An 18,091-nucleotide genomic window follows, 5' to 3' on the forward strand; every position below is an offset into this window, starting at 1 on the left:
CTAGAGCTGCCAGGAGCCGATATCGGCATTCACGCCGTCGCCGTCGGGCTGGCCGTCGGCACCGAGGGAGAACACGTCCACTTCGCCGTTGGCGCCCGGATTGAGGTAGTGATAGGGACGCCCCCAGGGATCGTTGGGCAGGCGTTCCAGGTAGGAACGCCAGTTGCTGTCCTTGGCATTGGCCGGGCGCTCCACCAGCACCTTCAGCCCCTGGTTCATGTTCGGGTAGCTGCCGTGGTCGAGGCGGTACAGCTTCAATGCCTGCATCAGCCCGGCAATGTCCTGCTTGGCCGCAGTGGCGCGAGCCTGGTCCGGGCGATCCAGGACCTTGGGCACCACCATGGCGGCGAGAATCCCGAGGATGACCACCACCACCATGATCTCGATCAGGGTGAAGCCCCGTTGGCCACGACGGCCTCGGGGTGGGGATGTTACAGGCGCGATATCCATCTCGACATTCCTTGGCTTGAGTTCGATTCGTCGCGCAGTGTTGCAAGAAGATATGTCAGTGGTATTGAAAAACCTCGGGAGGTTCAGTCGCCATTCGGTCAAGCCCGAAGGCTAGTCTGCGAGGCTGTTTCCCGGTCTCGAGCGGCCCATGCAAGCCCTGCCCAAGCAAGCTGGATTTACCTTGATAGAAGTATTGGTGGCGCTGGCCATCATTGCCGTGGCGATGTCGGCTGCGGTGCGCGTGGCCGGCCTGATGACCCAGAGCAACGGCCTGCTGCGGGACAAGTCCCTGGCCCTGCTGGCAGCCCAGAGCCGGGTGGCCGAGCTGCGTTTGCAAGGTCGCGTGAACAGTGGCGTGAAGGACTTCGACTGCGACCAGGGACGGCTTAAATTGCGCTGCCAGCAGACGATTGTCGCCGACCGCAGCGCCGGGCTGTTGCGGGTCAGTGTGCAGGTCAGCGAGCGCAGCCGCGAAGCACCACCCCTGGCGCGGCTGGACACCCTGATCAGCCCGCCGCGGGTAGCGCGCCAGTGAAGCTCAGCGCCTCAGGCGTGGCAGGCTCGGCGGGTCCGGCAGCTTGCTGACCTTGATCCGCGATTGTTCGCCGCCGCGCTCGATGAGCACGCCGTCACCTTCGATGGCCGCCAGGCGCACGCCCTGGGTCAGTTGCTCGCCGGCCAGAAAACTGCGCGGCGGGCCGTCGTTGAGTTGCAGGATTGCCACCGCGCCACGGCCTCCGGCCATGACCCCGGCGACCTTGATCTGCACCTGGGTCGGCTGGTTGGAAAACCACTGCAGGGCCGGGTTGTCGGAACCTGCGGCGAGCACTTGGGGCGCCAGCGCCGGGGTTGGCGATGCGGCCGGGGTCAGCAGCAGCGACGACCAGGTGACGACACCGGCCAGGGCCGCCAGCAGGGCTGTGTACTGCAGCAGTTGGGGGGCTGAAAAGCCCGGGGCACGTAGCATGGCACTGAGCATGAGCAGGACCTCCTGTTTGTCCGTTCCAGCAGCCTACAGGTCAATTCTCACGGTTTTATTTCACTGGACGATCATCGGCGGCGAGCCTGCTGATGCCGTCGCCAAGGAGTGCAAAGTGATGCAGGCAAGCAAGCAACGGGGCTTCACCCTGATCGAGTTGATGGTGGTCCTGGTGATCATCGGCATCGCCAGCGCCGCCGTGGGCCTGAGCATCAAGCCCGACCCGCTGCAATTGTTACGCAAGGACGCCGAACGCCTGGCGCAGCTGCTGCAGGTAGCCCAGGCCGAAGCCCGGGCCGATGGCCGCCCGATCAACTGGCGTGCCAACGCCAAGGGTTTTGCCTTCAGCCGCCGCGAGGACACCGGCAACGGCATCGATGACTTTCGCAACGACAACCAACTGCGGCCGCGCAACTGGGAGACGCCCTCCCTGCAGGTGCGCATCGAACCCAAGCAACGCCTGGTATTGAATGCCGAATGGATCAACCCCGCCCTGCGAGTGGTGTTGTCCGACGGCCAACACCGCCTCAGCGTCGAACGCACCGCCGCCGGCCAGTTGCGCGTGGTGAGTCAGCCATGAACCCGCGCCAGAGCGGCTTTACCCTGATCGAAGTAATGGTCGCGATCATGCTCATGGCGTTGGTCAGCCTGATTGCCTGGCGCGGCCTGGACAGCGTGACCCGGGCTGACAGCCATCTCAAGGCCAGCACCGAACAGACCGAAGAACTGCTGCGCGCCCTCAATCAGCTGGAGCGCGACGTGGCCCTGCGTGCCAGCACTCAGTTGCGCGAGCCGAACCTCGGTGACAGTGAAAATGACAGTGCCGAGCCCGACAGCCCCGCGCCACTGAGCGTGCGCAGTTCCGACAGCAAGGGCTTTCGCCTGGAAGTGATCCGCAGCGCGGCGACTCCGGGGGACGGACTGCAACGGGTGCGCTGGTGGCTCAAGGGCGACACTCTGTACCGCGCGGTCGCCGAGGCTCGGGACCGCTACCCGTTGCCAGCCCCCCGGGATGGGGTTGCCGTCTTGAGTCGGGTCAGCGATCTGCAGGTTCGGGTCTGGGACCCGGACAAAGGCTGGCGCCAGCTCAGTGGCAATCGCCAGGACAATCCCCCGGGCCTGGAAATCCGCCTGGTGCGGCAAACGCCCCAGGGTGAAGAACGCTACCGACAAGTACTGGGTCCGCTGGAATAAGCTTGTAGGAGCCGGCCGGCGAACCGCGCAGCAGCCAAGCAGCTCTCACCTGGGATGCGATGGTGATCGCGCTGCTGCCGTCGCTGGCAAGCCAGCGCCTGCTTAAGAACGGGCAGCGCTCGGCACAGGTCAGCTCAGGAACACTACGCCGCCTGGCAGTTCGGTGCATTTGGCGCCGTAGGCATCGCGGATCAGCAGCGCCACGCCGGCCAACTGGTTGAGGTTGAAACGCGCCTGGACCTTGCGCTTGCCCAGCTCGGCATTGAGCAGCACCAACATCCCCGGACGGTAGCGATTGATCTCGCTGATCACGGTGTCGAGGCTGGCGTTATCGAACACCAGCACCTGCTCGCGCCAGGCGCTCACGTTGCGTGGGTCCACCACCACCGGCTCACTCACGGCCGTGGCGTCGTAGGTCAACTGGCGGCCGCTGTCCAGGCGAATGCTGCGGCCCGCCACGTCCACTTGCAGGCTGCCTTCGATGCAAGTCACGCAGACTTGATGTTCGGTGTTGCGCAGGTTGAAACGCGCCTGGCGGGCGCTCAACCAGCCCTCGCCGGCCTGGACCTTGAGCGGCTGCAGATTCTGGCTGAAGACTTCCACCTCGCCCTCCAGCAGTTCGAGGCCCTGCTCCCCGGCGCCCAGGTCACGACGGCTGATGCGGGTCTGGGTATTGAGCTCCAGGCTCACGCCCTCGCTCAGGTCCACTCGCCGCTGCTCACCAACGGCGGTGGAGAAATCCGCGGTCAGCCCGGCGAAACCGCCAGGCACGCTGATTCGGACCATGAACAGCGCCGCCGAAGCGGCAATCGCACCGCCCAGAAAGGCCCGACGACCAAAGTGCCGGGACCGTGACTGTTGCTCCAGCAACTCGGCAGCCGGTTGCAGGCAGTGCCACAAGGCCTTGGTCTGGTCGAAGGCAGCCGCATGCTGCGGGCTTTGCGCATACCACTGGCGCAGCGCCCGGGCGTCGGCGGCAGTGGCCTGGCCCGAGGTCAGGAGGACCAGCCAATCCCGGGCTTCGCCGAGCAATTGCGGGTCCGCCGAGGCCTGGGGGGTGGAAATGCTAAAAATGTTCAAGCGCGCAGGTTCTCACGGATTGATCAGGGACTCTTTGTCTAGGACGGTTTTCCGGCCCCGGGACCGAACCGCTGGATGACTTTTCTTTCAAGGCGCAGGGCGCAGTGACCGAGCGCGGCCTTGAGTTCCTTCTCCACCATCCGTGTGGAAATGCCGAAGCGCTGGGAGATTTCCAGGTGCGGCGCCTCTTCCAGGCGCGCGGCGATAAAGATCTTGCGCCGCCGCGCCGGGAGTTCGTAGAGGGCCTTGAGCAGGGTCTGGATTTCTTTCTGGCCGCCCACTACCCGCAACGGGTCCTGGGCTTCATCGGCGATCTGCAACAGCTCCTCGACTTCGTCGCCGGTCAGCAGCCGGGCATCGGACTGGCGGCGGTCGGCGGCAATGTTCAAGGCCATGCGGTACAGGTAGGCATTGGGTTGCACAAGGTTCGGCGGCTCTTCCATGCGGTCGACCCGCAGGTAGGTTTCATGCAGGACGTCGTTGGCCAGGTCCTCGGAGCCCAGGCGCCTGCGCAAGCGCACCCGAAAATCCTCGTAGGACGTCAGGAACAGCCTGACCATCGCACTGTGTCCGGTATTTTTCATACCCCGGAAGCTCCATCCCATTCCCTGCAGTCCATGCGTTTCCCTGTTGTATCCGGTATCAAGAGTAAGGTCAGCGGCTGGCGCAGCGAGTTCGGCGCCTGACGCTCGACCCGGGTCTGCGCCAGGCGCTGCACCAGTGCCTCATCACGGCCCAGGTCGCCGGTGGAGCTCACCAGGCGGCTGTGCTGCACCACACCGTTGGCACCGATCCACAGTTGCAGCAAGGCGCGAAAACTGCCGGGCCGGGTCACGGCCGAAGCGCACAAACTGCGCTCCACTGCCCGTTGCACGGCGCTGGCATAACTGCTGTTGAGCCGCGCCGCACGGCTGGCCCCGGCACCGTGCAGCGGCGCCGGCTGCGTGGCCTCCGGCACCTGCAGGGTGAAGGCATCACTGCGGGCATAACGGGCCATCAGGCCGCTGCCCGCCAGCAAATGGCTCAAGCCCTCGCGGGCGCTGTAGCGGCCCTTGACCCCCACGGAACGCCGGCCCCGGGTCAGTTCCCGGTCCACCAACACGGCCATCCCGGTGGCGCGACTGAACAGCTCCAGAGCATCGGCCAGGTCCTGTGCCGGAATCTCCAGCGCCAGCAAGCTTTGTGAATTCACCTGCGGCGGCCCCTGCGCAGCGGTTTGCCCCCAGCCCGTTGGCATCGGCGTCAGCAGCACGAGCCCCACCACACAGGTCGCCAAGCCCCCGTGCAATGAAGTCCATCGCCCGACCTGCGCTCTGCCTCGCTGCACTGCGGTCCAATCCCTGAAAAGCGTCATCCTGAGGCCAGTTTATGAATCTGGTGTTACGGCCACGGCAAAAAAACCATCACTTTTTCAGTCATCTGTTTGCACTACACTCGGCCGGCATCGAGGCCCGCATTCCCGGGCCTTCCAGGAGGCCAGGATGAAACGTTTAAGCCGATACGCCACGACCCTGTTGCTGCTCAATGCCCTGCCCTGGACGGTGCAAGCCGAGGAAACCCGCGAAGGTTGCGTGGAAGTCAGCGTCGGCGGCTACAAAGCCCCCGACTATCACTGCCTGAGCCAACAGATGGGCAACAACCCGGACGCGGCCAAGGCCGCCCAGGCCAATCAGCAAGCCATGGAAGACCCGGTGAACAAACGGCCGCCGAACCAGATCGGCCTGTCGACCCCGGCCGCCACCAGCGTGCGCATGGGCAACACCTTTGGCACCTCGGTCAAGCCGCAAAGGCCCTGAAGGCCAGCCGGTCGAAGCCAGATCAGCCGGAGATCAGGCAACCCATTGCCGGGCCACCTGTTGCAGCTCGATCCGCGCCCGCTCCAGGGCCTCGGTACGCGCCTCGGGGTCGGCGAACTGCAACGGCTGGGCATCGACAAACTGCGGGTGCTGCACGCCGATAAAGGCGAAGGCCGCCCTCAGCGACGGCGTCAGCGCGTCCATCCAGGCCATGGGACTACCCGGGCGCAGATCGGCGCCACGGCTGGTGAGAAACAGCACTTTCTGCCGAGTCAACTGACCGACGATGCCATCAGGGGTATTGAGGTAAGTCAGCTCGGTACGGGTAATGCTGTCGATGAAGGCCTTGAAGGTCGAAGGCATCGACCAGTTGTACATGGGCATGGCGAACAGGCAGGCGTCGGCCTCCATCACCTGTTTGCACAAGGCATCGGAGGCCGCCAGGGTCTCGCGCATGGCCGCGGTGCGCGCCTCGGGGGCAGTGTAGGTGGCGATGGCGAAAGCCTCGGTCACCGCGGCGGGCGCTTGCTGGGCGAGGTCCAGGTAGTCGATCTCCAATTGCGGGCCCTGGGCCTGTAGCTGCTCGATGAAATAACGGCCCAGGGCCCGGGAATTGGAACGCTCGCCCTTGGCGCTGGCGTCGACGTGAAGCAGTTTCATGAAAGGTTCCTGTAAAGCACAAATGAACGGATCGGGGTTTATTCGCTGGGTTGCTGGCCGAAGCTCACCGCCAGACGGTTCCAGCTGTTGATGGTGGAAATCGCCAGGGTCAGGTCCACCAGTTCGCGCTCGCTGAACTGGTCTCGGGCCTGGGCGTAGAGCTCATCGGCGATGCCGCTGGCGGGCAGCCGAGTCAGCGCTTCGCTCCAGGCCAGAGCAGCACGTTCGCGCGGTGTAAAGAAGCCCGAATCGCGCCAGACACTCAGGGCATGCAAGCGGCGCTCGGTTTCGCCCTGGCGCCGCGCCTCGACAGCATGCATGTCGCAGCAGAAGGCACAGTGGTTGAGCTGCGAGACGCGGATCTTCACCAACTCCAGCAGCGGTTTCTCGATGGCCAGCGCCAGGCATGCGGCTTCCAGCATCAGCAGCCCCTGGAGCGCTTCGGGCGAGGCGCTGTAGTAGTCCAGACGCGGTTTCATGGGCATTACCCTGGGCAGTCGGCGGCGCTGCCAAGGTTAAGGCCGGGAGAACTTGGCCCCTATAACCAATTCCGGTTTTTACCTGGTGACCATTAAAAAAACCGGGCCCGCCAGACGCTTGCCGACGAGGCCTGAAAAACCCATCGAGACGCCTCCTGGAACAGACCAGCCTTGCTCTCTGGCGCCCGATTAATGGCCAATGTATGATCCGCTTTTTTTCAATGTGTGGGGCACATGGAAGTTCTAACAAGACAACTCGCCAGAAAACCTTGCCTGAGCATTTTCCTGGCCGCAATCAGTATATTCATGGGCCTGCAATACAAGGCCGCCATTCTCAATTACACAACTCGCTTTGTCGATTTCTCGCAGTACATGCTCTATAACGGCATGACACTTTTCCCCGTTGCCGATGATTTGAAGCCTTACCCAGACTATACGATCGCCAACACCTTTCTTATTTACCTGAGTTCACTGCCTTTTGGCCGACTATCGATTCTTTCGATGGGCTTGCCCTATTGCATTGCCGCGGCCCTAATGCTGGTTTTCACTTATAAACTGGGCGCACTGCATGAAAAGAAGTGGGGATTACACGCCATTCTCTTTTCGCTCTTTACCTGGGCCTTCCTCGACGGCGTCAACTCTCTGGCCCTGGATGTATACCCGGCACTGTTCACGGTGATCTGTTTTTACCTGGCCTACTCCGCCGACTACAAGCAGGACCACTCGCGGCTGATTTTTGTCTTCGTCGCCCTGGCATTGGGTTTTGTCTTTCGCGGCCCCATCGGCCTGATCGGCCCGGCGATTGTGGTCGGCTCCTACTACCTGCTGAGCAAGCAGTGGTCCCGGCTGTTTTGGTTTTCACTGTTCAGCGGCCTGCTGTTCGGCATCGGCGTCGCCTTGCTGGCCTGGGCCGCCTACGTCCAGGGCGGCGAGGCCTTCATGCGCGAGGTGCTGATGATGCAGGGCCTGGACCGCATCGCCAGCGACCATGCGCCACGCTATTACTTTTACTTTACCGTGGGCTTGCTGACCTACGGTTTCACCGCGATTTTCGCCTTGATGGTGATCGCCAGGACCTACAAGCAATTCTTCCCCCAACCACGACCGCCGGAGACCAGCCTGCTGTTCTATCTCAGCGCCTGGCTCATTGCCTTGCTGGTGTTCTTTACCATTCCCAACTCGAAAAAGGCTCGCTACATACTTTCAATCACGCCTGCCATTTCATTGTTGGCGGCGTATATTTTCGTTGATAAGAGTGGGATTTTTCAGGGTGTAAAAAAATGGCTATTGGGTTTCTGCCTGAAACTTCCAATGGCCGGCCCGGCCCTGGCCTTGTTTACGCTTATTTACAATCAATACGCCACAACAGCATTGAAACCGAACTACCCCGGCATTCTGATCAGCCTGGCAGTTCTTCTGGTCGCTCGCTACTTCATTGAGCGAAACTACTCCAGGCACCCACAACGTGAACTCATTATTCTGGCGTTTGGCGCAACTGCCTTTCTCTCGCTGGATGCATTCTTCTTCAACTCCATAACCTACCACCTCGAACTGGCAAACGAACCCACACCAAAGTTCCTCCCTTATTGGTTCTGGTAGCCCGTATTGGGGGGACAGATCACCAGTTATCTTGTGATAAACATTAAATAATTGTAAAAGCCCGAGCATCGACACCCCCGACCGGGCTTATATGCAGTTATTTACACAACTGCGCAGTGCCAGGCCTGCTCCAGGCCAGCGAACAGAACACCGGGACAGGGTCTGGCCCCCTGCCCTCTGCAACGCCCTATCACTGGCCCGCCGGGCAGCTACACGAAGCCCGGCAGGACGAGTAACCTTGCGCCGATAAATCAGATCCTGGTGTAGCAATGGAACTTCACGTCGTCATCAATGGCCGCAAGGACCTGGCCGAACAGCTCTACCAGCAGCTCCGCGCCGCCATCGACTGCGGCCGTCTGGCGGCCGGTGCGCAACTGCCCCCCAGCCGCCTGCTGGCCGAGCAGCTGGGTATTTCGCGCAAGACCGTGTCCGATACCTACGCCCTGCTGACCTATGAAAACTACCTGATAGGCAAAATCGGCCGTGGCACCTTCGTCACCCCGCGCCCGGTCAAGACCGAGCGAAAACAGGGCGCCCAGGATCTGGCCTGTGCCCAGAGCCTGGCGCGCTGGCAGGCGCTGCCCGCGCCCCTGCGCCATCCGACCCTGGAAGGCACCTTGCGCTACGAGTTCATCGGCGGCGCCACGACCCGCGCCCAGTTCCCCCAGGAGGAATGGCGCCGCTGCACCCAGGACGCTCTGCGGCGCATGGCCCAGAGCGGCGGTTTCTACAGCCAGCCCGAAGGCCTGCCGGCCCTGCGCAGCGCTATCGCCGGGCACGTGGCGTTTTCCCGGGGGGTGGTCTGCAGCGATCAGGACATCGTGGTCTGCAACGGCGCACAACAGGCCCTGGACCTGATCGCCCGGGTGGTGCTGGAACCCGGCAGCCTAGTGGCCATGGAGGACCCCGGCTACACCCCGGCGCGCCTGTTGTTCAGCGCCCAGGGCGCGCAGGTGCTGGGCATCCCGGTAGACGACGAAGGCATCCAGGTCGCGCTGATTCCCGACGGCGTGCGGCTGATCTATGTCACGCCGTCCCACCAGTTCCCCCTCGGCATGCCCATGAGCCAGGCCCGCCGCGAAGCCCTGCTGGAACGCGCCCGGGAGCTGGGGGCGATTGTCATCGAGGATGACTACGACAGCGAATTTCGCTACGAAGGCCGGCCCACCGACTCCCTGCAAAGCCTGGACAACCGCGGCGTGGTGGCCTACGTCGGAACCTTCTCCAAGAACATGCTGGCGCAGTTGCGCCTGGGGTATGCGGTGCTGCCACCGGCGATCCTCGCGGCCGTGATCAAGGCCAAGCAGCTCAGCGACTGCCACACCCCGACCCTGACCCAGTGGGCGCTGGCCAGGTTCATCAACGACGGCTGCCTGCAAAAACATATCCGCCGCTGCCACACCGTGTACGCCGGGCGCCGGGAACGCATCCTCCTGCGCCTGCAGGGCGATCTGGCGCCCTGGCTCGAAGCGGTGCCCTGCACCGCCGGGTTCCACATGGCGGCGCTGTGCAAGGTGCCGGTGAATATCCCGCTGCTGCTGGAGCTGGCGAAGAAGGTCGAGGTGGGCCTCTACTCGCTGCATCACTTCTTCCATGACAGCCCGGTGCGCGACGGCCTGTTCATCGGTTTCGGCGCCATTGAAACCCTGGATATCGACCCGGCCCTGGACAAGGTGCGCGACCTCCTGCGGCAGATCGCCTGACGCTGTGTCCCGGCACGTCGCATTGGTCTGCCGTTCTTTGCCGGGATTGGTTATGGGGCTTCAGCGGTTGGGGACTTAGCCTGGGTCCATCTCAACCTGCTGGAGAAGCCGAAGATGAAAACCCTGACTGCTGCCCTTGCCGCCCTGGCCCTGATGACCTCTCTGGGCGCCGTTGCCCATGACCCGGTGTATGGCCAGGAAAAACTCGCGGTGCTGCAAGAGCATGCCCTCGGCAACCTGCCGGGCAAGAAGGTCATGCTGCTCACCGTCGACTACGCCCCGGGCCAGGCCACCGTGCCCCATCGCCACGCCGGTGCGGCCATGGCCTATGTGCTGCAAGGCGCCATCACCTCACAGGTCAACGATGGCCCGAGCATCACCTACAAGGTCGGGGAGTCCTGGTTCGAACCGGCCGGCTCGCAGCACCCGGTGTCGGCCAACGCCAGCCAGACCGAACCGGCCAAGCTGCTGGTGTTCATGCTGATGGAGGCCAAGGATGAAGTGCTGACGCCCCTGGCCCATTGAACGCAAGCACCGCGAAACCGCAAAGCAGACAGGGCTGATCGTTGATCCGGGGGGATCGCACGCGGCCACGTCACGACGGTCACGCAAAATTTGGTAACACTCCCGGGCGGGCTGGGCAATGAAACCGAAGCCACGTGGTGCTGTCACATTGCAATCGGTAAAGGCCGAGGCCACCCACTCTGAATTGCAGTGGATGGCCCAGGCCCGCACTGCGGGCACCTTTGACCTTGCACAATGATCTTCAAGCGACCGCGGTGCCCCTGTTTACCGGCGTGTGCATCCTGCTAGCGCAGAATGCCGCCTCCCCCCTCAAGGCTGAAAGAGCGAACCATGAAGCAAAATATTCTCCTAGTCGCCGTCTGCGCTGCCCTGCTCCAGGCCTGTGCCCCGGTCTCTACCTCTCATGAAGGATCGCCTTCCGTGCCCGCCACCACCACGTCCGCCACCGCCCAGCCGGCGCTGTCCGCCTACTACTGGCACCTGGTCTCGGCGACCGACGCGGCGGGCCAGCCGATCGCCGCCTTGCAGAAGGGCATCGAGCGCAAGCTGCGCCTGAGCTTTGGCGATCAACGACTGAACATCAGCGGCGGCTGCAATGGCCAGTTCGGCGGCTATCGCTATGAAAATGGCGTGCTGCACGTCACCCAACTGGCCTCCACCATGATGGCCTGCGAGCGCAGCCTGATGGACCTGGACGCCGAAGTCGGCAAGCGCCTCAAGGGCGAACTGCGTACCGTCGTCATCGGCGACAGCGCCGAGCCCGGCCTGCAACTGACCACCCAGGACGGCGCCGTGCTCAAATTCGCGGGTGAAGCCACCCCGGAAACCCGCTACGGCAGCCAGGGCGAAATCCGCTTCCTGGAAGTCGCCGCCAGCACCGTCAAGTGCAGCCACCCGCTGATCCCCAACTACCAGTGCCTGCAAGTACGCGAGCGCCGCTATGACGCCGCCGGCCTGCAGTTGCCCACCCAGGACCCGTGGCATCCGCTGTACCAGTCCATCGAAGGTTATGCACACCAGGACGGCGTGCGCAACGTCCTGCGAGTCAAGCAATACGACTGGAAGAACCCGCCCGCCGACGCACCTGCCAAAGTCTACGTACTGGACATGGTGGTCGAGCAGGACGCCTCGGCCAAGACCCGGTAACCCACTCAGGTCCCGGGCACACCCCTCTATAAGGGCAGCCTGAAGGCGGACTTGAACGCTACACGCACAATCATCGTGCAATAAAAAAGCCCCGTGTCTCGCGACACGGGGCTTTTGCGTTACAGCGGGGTCGGACCGTTACAGGATCGACTGACCGCTCATGGCCAGGTCCAGCAGTTCACGGTTGGCCACCGCGTACATGGCGTAGTCGGTGCCGCTGGCGGCACGGATTTCCACCATCATGGCGCGCCAACGATCGACCATGCTCGCGTTCTGCTCCAGCCACAGGGCCACGCGGGCTTCCATGTCTTCTGGCGCATCGGCCAGTTGCAGAACCTTGATGGTGATCGCCCGCTGCTGCCAGTCCACGTCATCGCGGAAGGCTTCACGCGCCTGGGCCTGCCAGTTGTTGGCCACCGGCAGATCGCTGATCTGCTGCAGGTACCACGGCAAGTCCAGGGCACTGCCCACGGCGAAGTAGGCCTTGGCCACATCGGCAGCGCTCTGACCGGTGACGTCAGCGGCTTCGATGATCGGCAGCAGGGTGTACAGGTGGGTAGTGCCTGCAACCATGCGCGCCAGCAACTCTGGCACACCGGCTTCGACATACGCCTGATAACGGTTCTGCCAACCTTCGCGGGTCGGGCCTTCCAGCAGTTCGTCGAGCTTGAGGCCCAGCGCCGCCAGGTGCGGACCGAAGTGCGCCACATCACGGGCAGCATCCTGCTCGTTGCGACGGCTGCGCAGGAACCAGCGCGTGGCACGACGCCCCAGGCGCATCAGCTCGTCCATCAGCTCCAGCTGCACTTGCGCCGAGACCTGGTGGTCCAACGCTTCGATCTGCCGGAACCAGTGCGGGAGGTGGAAGATGTCACGCACGATCACGTAGGCACCGGCCACGTTCGCCGGGCTCATGCCGGTGGACTCCTTCAGGCGCTGCACGAAGGTGATGCCCATGTGGTTGACCAGGTCGTTGGCGATCTGGGTGCTGACGATCTCGCGCTTCAGGCGGTGACGGCGCATGGCCTCGGAGAACTTGGCCACCAGGCTCGGTGGGAACGCAGTCTCCATGTCACGGGTCAGGTAGTCGTCATCCGGGACCAGGGACTTGAGCAGCGCTTCCTTGAGGTCGATCTTGCTGTAGGAGATCAGCACCGACAGTTCCGCACGGGTCAGGCCCTTGCCAGTCGCGGCGCGCTCGACGAGCTGCTCCTCGGTCGGCAGGTACTCGATGGCGCGGTCCAGCTTGCCACGGCCTTCCAGGTCGCTCATCAGGCGCTTGTACTCGGCGGCACGCTCGTAGGCACGGCGCGCGGCCAGGGACAGGGCCTGGGTCTGCTTGTAGTTGTTGCCCAACACCAGGTTGCCGACTTCGTCGGTCATGCTGGCCAGCAGCTGGTTGCGCTGCTTGTCAGTCATGTCACCGGCCTGCACCACTTCGTTGAGCAGGATCTTGATGTTCACTTCGTGGTCGGAACAGTCCACGCCACCGGCGTTGTCGATGAAGTCGGTGTTGGAACCGCCGCCATTGAGGCCGAATTCCACACGACCCAGCTGGGTCATGCCGAGGTTGCCGCCCTCGCCCACTACCTTGCAGCGCAGCTCGTTACCGTTGACCCGCAGGGCGTCGTTGGCCTTGTCGCCGACATCGGCGTGGCTTTCGGTGCTGGCCTTGACATAAGTGCCGATACCGCCGTTCCACAACAGGTCCACCGGCGCCTTGAGCAAGGCGTTGAGCAGTTCGGTCGGGGTCAGCTTGTCGGCCTGGATGTCGAAGCGTTCTTTCATCTGCGCCGAGATGGCGATGCTCTTCGCGCTGCGCGAGAAGATCCCGCCGCCTTCGGACATGATGCTGGTGTCGTAGTCGGACCAGGCCGAACGCGGCAGCTCGAACATGCGCTGGCGCTCGACGAAGCTGGTGGCCGGGTTCGGGTTCGGATCGATGAAGATGTGCAGGTGGTTGAAGGCCGCGACCAGTTGCAGCTTGTCGGACATCAACAGGCCGTTGCCGAACACGTCGCCGGCCATGTCGCCGACGCCCACTACGGTGATGCTGTCTTCCTGCACATTGATGCCGCGCTCACGGAAGTGACGCTGCACACCGACCCACGCGCCCTTGGCGGTGATGCCCATTTTCTTGTGGTCGTAACCTGCCGAACCACCAGAGGCGAACGCATCACCCAGCCAGAAGCCGTAGTCGATGGCGATGCCGTTGGCGATGTCGGAGAAGGTTGCGGTGCCCTTGTCCGCCGCCACCACCAGGTACGGGTCATCGTTGTCGTGACGCACCACGTTGGCCGGTGGCACCAGGGCGCCATCTTTCAGGTTGTCGGTGATGTCCAGCAGGCCGGAGATGAAGATGCGGTAGCAGGCGATGCCCTCGGCCGCGATCTCGTCCCGGCTGCCGCCCAGCGGCAGGCGACGGGGCAGGAAGCCGCCCTTGGCGCCGACCGGCACGATCACCGAGTTCTTCACTTGCTGGGCTTTTACCAGGCCGAGGACTTCGGTACGGAAGTCTTCCTCACGGTCGGACCAGCGCAGACCGCCGCGCGCGACGTTGCCAAAGCGCAGGTGCACGCCTTCGACCCGTGGCGAGTAGACGAAGATTTCGAACTTCGGTACCGGCTTGGGCAGTTCGGGGATCAGGTGCGGGTTGAACTTGAAGCTGAAATAGGACTTGTTCTGGCCGTTGGCGTCGGTCTGGTAGAAGTTGGTCCGCAGGGTGGCCTTGATCAGGTCCAGGTAGCGGCGCAGGATGCGGTCTTCGTTGAGCACCTGAACGTCGTCCAGGGCGCTGAGGATCGCTTGCTCCAGGCGCTGCTGCTTGTCTTCCAGGTCATCGCTGGTGAGCTTGCGCGCCAGGTAGAAGCGGGTCTTGAACAACCGGGTCAACTCGCGGGCGATGTCGGTGTGGTTGTTCAGGGTACTGGCGATGTAGCCCAGGTCGAAGCCCAGGCGGATCTGCTTCAGGTAGCGGGCGTAGGCACGCAGCAGCGCCACGTCGCGCCATGGCAGGCCGGCGGTCAGCACCAGGCGGTTGAAGGCATCGTTCTCGGCATCGCCGCGGACGATATGGACGAAGGCGTCCTGCAGCGTGTCGTTGAGCTGCTGGATGTCCAGGTCCAGGCCTTCACCGGCAGTGAAGGCAAAGTCGTGGATCCAGAACTCGCGGCCATTGTTGTGGCGCAGGCGATACGGGAACTCACCCAGCACCCGCAGGCCGAGGTTTTCCAGGATCGGCAGCACGTCGGACAGGGCCAGCGGGGTATCGGCGTGGTACAGCTTGCAGTGCAGCTCGCGCTGGCCGGAGACCTGGCCCAGGGGCTGGTAGAAGCTCATCACCAGCGGGTTGGCTTCGCTTAGGCTCAGCAGGTGCTGCATGTCGACCACCGCCGAGTGCGCTGCGAAGCGCTCGCGGTAGCCGGCCGGGAAGCCTTTCGGGAAGTCTGCCAGCACGTTGGTGCCGTGGGCTTCGCCGAAGCTTTCCACCACCAGGCTGGCGTAGTCGTCCTGCCAGCTGCGGCAGGCCTGCACCACTTCTTTTTCCAGCAGCAGCGGATCGATGTCGATGCGCTGTTTCGGGTCGACCCGCAGAATCAGCTGCACGCGAGCCAGCACCGACTCGGAGAAGAAGGTCCAGAATTCGCAATCGGTGGCTTGCAGGCGATCCATCAGCACTTGCTGGATCTTCTGCCGCACTTCGGTGGAATAGATGTCACGCGGCACGTAGGCCAGGCAGTAGCAGAAACGGCCGTAGGGGTCTTTGCGCAGGAACACGCGGATCTTGTTGCGTTCCTGGATCTGCACGATCGACATCACGGTGCTGAACAGCTCGTCCACCGGGGTCTGGAACAGATCGTCGCGGGGCAGCACTTCCAGGACCTGGGCCAGTTCCTTGCCCAGGTGCGCCTTGGCCTGGAAGCCCGAGCGCTGCTCGATGACTTCGACCTTGCGGCGGATGTAGGGAATCACGCGCACGCTCTCGCCGTACACCGAAGAGGTGTAGAGGCCCATGAAGCGGCATTCCTTGATCACCTTGCCGTCGGCATCGATCTGGCGGATCGAGACGAAGTCCGGGTAGGCCGGACGGTGCACGCGGCTCGGGTGCGCGGCCTTGGCGAACGACAGCGGCGTCGGTTCGCGCAGGTAGTTGACCGCGTAGTCTTCGATGCGCAGGTCTTCGCTGGTCAGGCCGGCGCGCAGCAGCTTGGCCAGGCCGAGGAACGAGCTCGGGTCATATTCGATATGCCCGCCGTCCTGGTCGGCGCCAACCACGAACTCTTCATAACCGAGGAAGGTGAAGTGGTTGCCCACCAGCCATTCGAGGAAGCTCTTGATCTCGGTCTTTTCATCGGCGGCGATGGCGAACTGGCTGTTGTCGATGCTTTCGATCAGCTCCTGGACCTTGGCCTTCATCGGCTCGAAGTCGGCCACGGCCACCCGCACTTCGCCCAGTACCTGCTCCAGCTCCTTGCCCAGCACGCTGAGTTCGGCGGCGTTGGCGCAGCGGTCGATCTCCAGGTACATCAGCGATTCTTGCTGGATGCCTTCACCCTGGGTGCCCTTGGGCAGGATTTCCAGCAGCTCGCCCTTGCTGCCGCGACGCACGCTGAGCACGGTGGTCTGCAGGGTATGGATGCTGTAGCCGCGACGGTTGAGCTCGGTGCGGACCGAGTCCACCAGGAACGGCAGGTCGTGGTGCAGGACTTCCACAGCGGTGTGGGTCGACTGCCAGCCATGACGTTCGTAGTCGGGGTTGTAGACCCGCACTTGCGGTTGCGCGTGGTCAAAGCGCTCAAGCAGGCGCCAGGCAGAAAGGGTGCAGCCCGCCAGGTCGGACATGCGACGCTGGGTGAGTTCGTCCAGGGAAATGATGCCGAAGAATTGTTCAGCGAACAGCGCCACTTGTGGCAGTGCCTGTTCACTGATGTGCTGCGCCAGTGCCGCTTGCAGTTGGTGCTGGAAGTCGGCTTTGCTGGCTGCGGTGAAGAACGCCATCTGTGGTACTCCGCTTGGGCTTGTTATTGATGGAAGCGTCGCGTGCTAACCCCTTGTGGGGCGGTGGAGCATCCTGCTCCTGGTCTCGGGCAGAGGTTGCAGGATGCCAGGTGGGTGAAGCTGGGCGAGACGCGCAGGTCACATTCACCTTCCGGGGATGGGCATCTGCAAAAGCGACTGTGTGCAATGCCTTTGCAAGTGACCATCACAAATCAGACGCAACCGATTGCACTTGAGAACAATGTGTCCGCTGCGCAGCTTAACGAGTGCAATGTGACAGCTGCTTGCGGTGCTGCGACATATTCGGTCATCAGCACGCAGCCAGAGCGTCACACAGCGCTTAACACTAGCACCCACAGGAAAAAAACCACGGCTCTCGCCCGGTTTTACAGTACTTGCGTACCAAAAATGACTCCCTCGGGGCATTGCGTTCACGACCTGTTCTCTGACAGACAAACCAGCAGAAATTCCCTCGCACTGGCAGAATCGCATTTTTTGCTGGCCCAGCCGGCACCGACCACGCTTCCACTCAGGACCTTCCCATGCACATGACCACTGCCCACCTGATCGCCAACCCGTGCGACGACGAAGAAGACAACATGGCCATGCTCTGCTGCCACAGCACCCAGGGCGAGATGTTCCTGATGAGCCGCTACCCGGATGAAGACGAGCTGGAAATCACCCTCGACGGCGAGCCTTCGACCCTCGATGGGGTCAGGGTCACCCTGAGCCCCACCACCCTACTGATCGAAATCGCCGCGGCCGACGCCGACGCCCTGAACGGCGCCGACCATCTCGAAATCCACCACAACACTGCCGCCTCGGACCTTGCCGAAGTGGAACTGACCCTGCAGAACATCCTCAAGGGCACCGGCACCTACATCAGCCAGTTGGCCTGACCCACCACCGCCCTCCCCTGTAGGAGCTGGCTTGCCAGCGAAGAGGCCCGCAAGCCCTGCGCACAACCCAAGGCCCCTTTCGCCGGCAAGCCGGCTCCTACAACGCCCCCAGCACCGCGCCCGACCGTAGGAGCTGGCTTGCCAGCGAAGAGGCCCGCAAACCCTGCGCACAACCCGACGCCCCCTTCGCCGGCAAGCCGACTCCTACAACACCCCCAACACCGCGCCCAACCGTAGGAGCTGGCCTGCCAGCGAAGAGGCCCGCAAGCCCTGCGCACAACCCAAGGCCCCTTTCGCCGGCAAGCCGGCTCCTACAACAACCCCAACACCACGCCCGACCGTAGGAGCTGGCTTGCCAGCGAAGAGGCCCGCAAGCCTTGCGCACAACCCGACGCCCCTTTCGCCGGCAAGCCGGCTCCTACAACGCCCCCTGCACCGCGCCCGACCGTAGGAGCTGGCTTGTAGTGGTCCAGTTTTTTTGGACCATCCTGTAGGAGTATTAGGCCGCCAGCCTTTCAAAAGCAGCTGGCGGCAGGTTGTTCGAGGCAGAGTGACAACGCCGATGGTTGTAATGAGCGATAAA

General features: G+C 63.2%; 17 protein-coding genes. 9 read left to right on the forward strand and 8 right to left on the reverse strand.

The window, feature by feature from the left end; all coding sequences use genetic code 11:
* Window positions 1-450, reverse strand: a complete 450-nt coding sequence (gspG, locus tag GV819_RS07985; RefSeq protein WP_161755234.1) for a type II secretion system major pseudopilin GspG — start codon at window positions 448-450, stop codon at window positions 1-3.
* 148 nt (window positions 451-598) lie between these two features.
* On the opposite strand from gspG, the gene gspI reads away from it, so the two are divergent.
* Complete coding sequence (gene gspI / locus GV819_RS07990) at window positions 599-985, forward strand: type II secretion system minor pseudopilin GspI (protein ID WP_161755236.1); 387 nt, start codon at window positions 599-601, stop codon at window positions 983-985.
* A 3-nt stretch (window positions 986-988) separates the two neighbouring features.
* Here gspI and GV819_RS07995 read toward each other — a convergent pair whose 3' ends face one another.
* Window positions 989-1,429, reverse strand: a complete 441-nt coding sequence (locus GV819_RS07995; protein WP_161755238.1) for a type II secretion system protein N — start codon at window positions 1,427-1,429, stop codon at window positions 989-991.
* A gap of 118 nt (window positions 1,430-1,547) precedes the next feature.
* On the opposite strand from GV819_RS07995, the gene gspH reads away from it, so the two are divergent.
* Together gspH and gspJ are read left to right on the forward strand one after the other, a co-directional pair.
* Window positions 1,548-2,009, forward strand: a complete 462-nt coding sequence (gene gspH, locus GV819_RS08000) for a type II secretion system minor pseudopilin GspH (RefSeq protein ID WP_161755240.1) — start codon at window positions 1,548-1,550, stop codon at window positions 2,007-2,009.
* The gene (gspJ, locus tag GV819_RS08005) at window positions 2,006-2,623 is read left to right on the forward strand and encodes a type II secretion system minor pseudopilin GspJ (RefSeq protein ID WP_161755242.1); all 618 of its coding nucleotides are present in this window, start codon (window positions 2,006-2,008) and stop codon (window positions 2,621-2,623) included. The genes gspH and gspJ overlap by 4 nt, the downstream gene beginning before the upstream one ends.
* Before the next feature lie 129 nt (window positions 2,624-2,752).
* On the opposite strand, the gene GV819_RS08010 is transcribed toward gspJ, so the two are convergent.
* From GV819_RS08010 to GV819_RS08020, 3 genes are read right to left on the reverse strand one after another with little or no spacing between them, the layout of a single operon-like run.
* Entirely contained in the window at window positions 2,753-3,703 is a 951-nt protein-coding gene (locus tag GV819_RS08010) for a FecR family protein (protein ID WP_161755244.1), read from the reverse strand.
* A gap of 38 nt (window positions 3,704-3,741) precedes the next feature.
* Window positions 3,742-4,287 (reverse strand): RNA polymerase sigma factor, encoded by a 546-nt coding sequence (locus GV819_RS08015; RefSeq protein ID WP_161755246.1) that lies wholly within the window; start codon window positions 4,285-4,287, stop codon window positions 3,742-3,744.
* The gene (locus GV819_RS08020) at window positions 4,284-4,895 is read right to left on the reverse strand and encodes an STN domain-containing protein (RefSeq protein WP_434738423.1); all 612 of its coding nucleotides are present in this window, start codon (window positions 4,893-4,895) and stop codon (window positions 4,284-4,286) included. Before GV819_RS08020 ends, GV819_RS08015 begins: the two co-directional genes overlap by 4 nt.
* Before the next feature lie 289 nt (window positions 4,896-5,184).
* On the opposite strand from GV819_RS08020, the gene GV819_RS08025 reads away from it, so the two are divergent.
* Window positions 5,185-5,499: a hypothetical protein gene (locus GV819_RS08025; RefSeq protein WP_161755248.1), complete on the forward strand. Its 315-nt coding sequence runs from the start codon at window positions 5,185-5,187 to the stop codon at window positions 5,497-5,499.
* A 33-nt stretch (window positions 5,500-5,532) separates the two neighbouring features.
* Here GV819_RS08025 and GV819_RS08030 read toward each other — a convergent pair whose 3' ends face one another.
* Together GV819_RS08030 and GV819_RS08035 are read right to left on the reverse strand one after the other, a co-directional pair.
* Entirely contained in the window at window positions 5,533-6,159 is a 627-nt protein-coding gene (locus GV819_RS08030; RefSeq protein WP_161755250.1) for an FMN-dependent NADH-azoreductase, read from the reverse strand.
* 38 nt (window positions 6,160-6,197) lie between these two features.
* Window positions 6,198-6,638, reverse strand: a complete 441-nt coding sequence (locus tag GV819_RS08035) for a carboxymuconolactone decarboxylase family protein (RefSeq protein WP_161755252.1) — start codon at window positions 6,636-6,638, stop codon at window positions 6,198-6,200.
* A 234-nt stretch (window positions 6,639-6,872) separates the two neighbouring features.
* Between GV819_RS08035 and GV819_RS08040 the strand changes: the two genes are divergently transcribed.
* From GV819_RS08040 to GV819_RS08055, 4 genes are all read left to right on the forward strand, one after another.
* Window positions 6,873-8,237, forward strand: coding sequence for an ArnT family glycosyltransferase (locus tag GV819_RS08040; protein WP_161755254.1), 1,365 nt, complete (start codon window positions 6,873-6,875; stop codon window positions 8,235-8,237).
* 269 nt (window positions 8,238-8,506) lie between these two features.
* A complete protein-coding gene (locus tag GV819_RS08045) occupies window positions 8,507-9,940 on the forward strand; it encodes a PLP-dependent aminotransferase family protein (RefSeq protein ID WP_161755256.1) in 1,434 nt (477 codons plus the stop codon).
* Window positions 9,941-10,054: 114 nt separating this feature from the next.
* Complete coding sequence (locus GV819_RS08050) at window positions 10,055-10,465, forward strand: cupin domain-containing protein (protein ID WP_161755258.1); 411 nt, start codon at window positions 10,055-10,057, stop codon at window positions 10,463-10,465.
* A 420-nt stretch (window positions 10,466-10,885) separates the two neighbouring features.
* Window positions 10,886-11,611 (forward strand): DUF4377 domain-containing protein, encoded by a 726-nt coding sequence (locus tag GV819_RS08055; protein WP_368668877.1) that lies wholly within the window; start codon window positions 10,886-10,888, stop codon window positions 11,609-11,611.
* 138 nt (window positions 11,612-11,749) lie between these two features.
* Here the strand turns inward: GV819_RS08055 and GV819_RS08060 are convergent, their stop codons facing one another.
* The gene (locus GV819_RS08060) at window positions 11,750-16,609 is read right to left on the reverse strand and encodes an NAD-glutamate dehydrogenase (RefSeq protein ID WP_161755263.1); all 4,860 of its coding nucleotides are present in this window, start codon (window positions 16,607-16,609) and stop codon (window positions 11,750-11,752) included.
* Between the two features lie 542 nt (window positions 16,610-17,151).
* Between GV819_RS08060 and GV819_RS08065 the strand changes: the two genes are divergently transcribed.
* On the forward strand, window positions 17,152-17,508 hold the full coding sequence (locus GV819_RS08065) for a hypothetical protein (RefSeq protein ID WP_161755265.1): 357 nt from the start codon (window positions 17,152-17,154) through the stop codon (window positions 17,506-17,508).
* The last annotated feature ends 583 nt before the right edge of the window (window positions 17,509-18,091 follow it).

The organism is Pseudomonas sp. Fl5BN2, assembly GCF_009908205.1.
Classification (GTDB): Bacteria; Pseudomonadota; Gammaproteobacteria; order Pseudomonadales; family Pseudomonadaceae; genus Aquipseudomonas.

Excerpts from the sequence above, each read along its gene's own strand:
- gspH (WP_161755240.1), top strand. The coding sequence starts at position 1,548 with ATGCAGGCAAGCAAGCAACGGGGCTTCACCCTGATCGAGTTGATGGTG.
- GV819_RS08035 (WP_161755252.1), bottom strand. The coding sequence starts at position 6,638 with ATGAAACCGCGTCTGGACTACTACAGCGCCTCGCCCGAAGCGCTCCAG.
- gspG (WP_161755234.1), bottom strand. The coding sequence starts at position 450 with ATGGATATCGCGCCTGTAACATCCCCACCCCGAGGCCGTCGTGGCCAA.
- GV819_RS08045 (WP_161755256.1), top strand. The coding sequence starts at position 8,507 with ATGGAACTTCACGTCGTCATCAATGGCCGCAAGGACCTGGCCGAACAG.
- gspI (WP_161755236.1), top strand. The coding sequence starts at position 599 with ATGCAAGCCCTGCCCAAGCAAGCTGGATTTACCTTGATAGAAGTATTG.
- GV819_RS08060 (WP_161755263.1), bottom strand. The coding sequence starts at position 16,609 with ATGGCGTTCTTCACCGCAGCCAGCAAAGCCGACTTCCAGCACCAACTG.
- GV819_RS08040 (WP_161755254.1), top strand. The coding sequence starts at position 6,873 with ATGGAAGTTCTAACAAGACAACTCGCCAGAAAACCTTGCCTGAGCATT.
- GV819_RS08030 (WP_161755250.1), bottom strand. The coding sequence starts at position 6,159 with ATGAAACTGCTTCACGTCGACGCCAGCGCCAAGGGCGAGCGTTCCAAT.
- GV819_RS08050 (WP_161755258.1), top strand. The coding sequence starts at position 10,055 with ATGAAAACCCTGACTGCTGCCCTTGCCGCCCTGGCCCTGATGACCTCT.
- GV819_RS08065 (WP_161755265.1), top strand. The coding sequence starts at position 17,152 with ATGCACATGACCACTGCCCACCTGATCGCCAACCCGTGCGACGACGAA.
- GV819_RS08015 (WP_161755246.1), bottom strand. The coding sequence starts at position 4,287 with ATGAAAAATACCGGACACAGTGCGATGGTCAGGCTGTTCCTGACGTCC.
- GV819_RS07995 (WP_161755238.1), bottom strand. The coding sequence starts at position 1,429 with ATGCTCAGTGCCATGCTACGTGCCCCGGGCTTTTCAGCCCCCCAACTG.
- GV819_RS08025 (WP_161755248.1), top strand. The coding sequence starts at position 5,185 with ATGAAACGTTTAAGCCGATACGCCACGACCCTGTTGCTGCTCAATGCC.
- gspJ (WP_161755242.1), top strand. The coding sequence starts at position 2,006 with ATGAACCCGCGCCAGAGCGGCTTTACCCTGATCGAAGTAATGGTCGCG.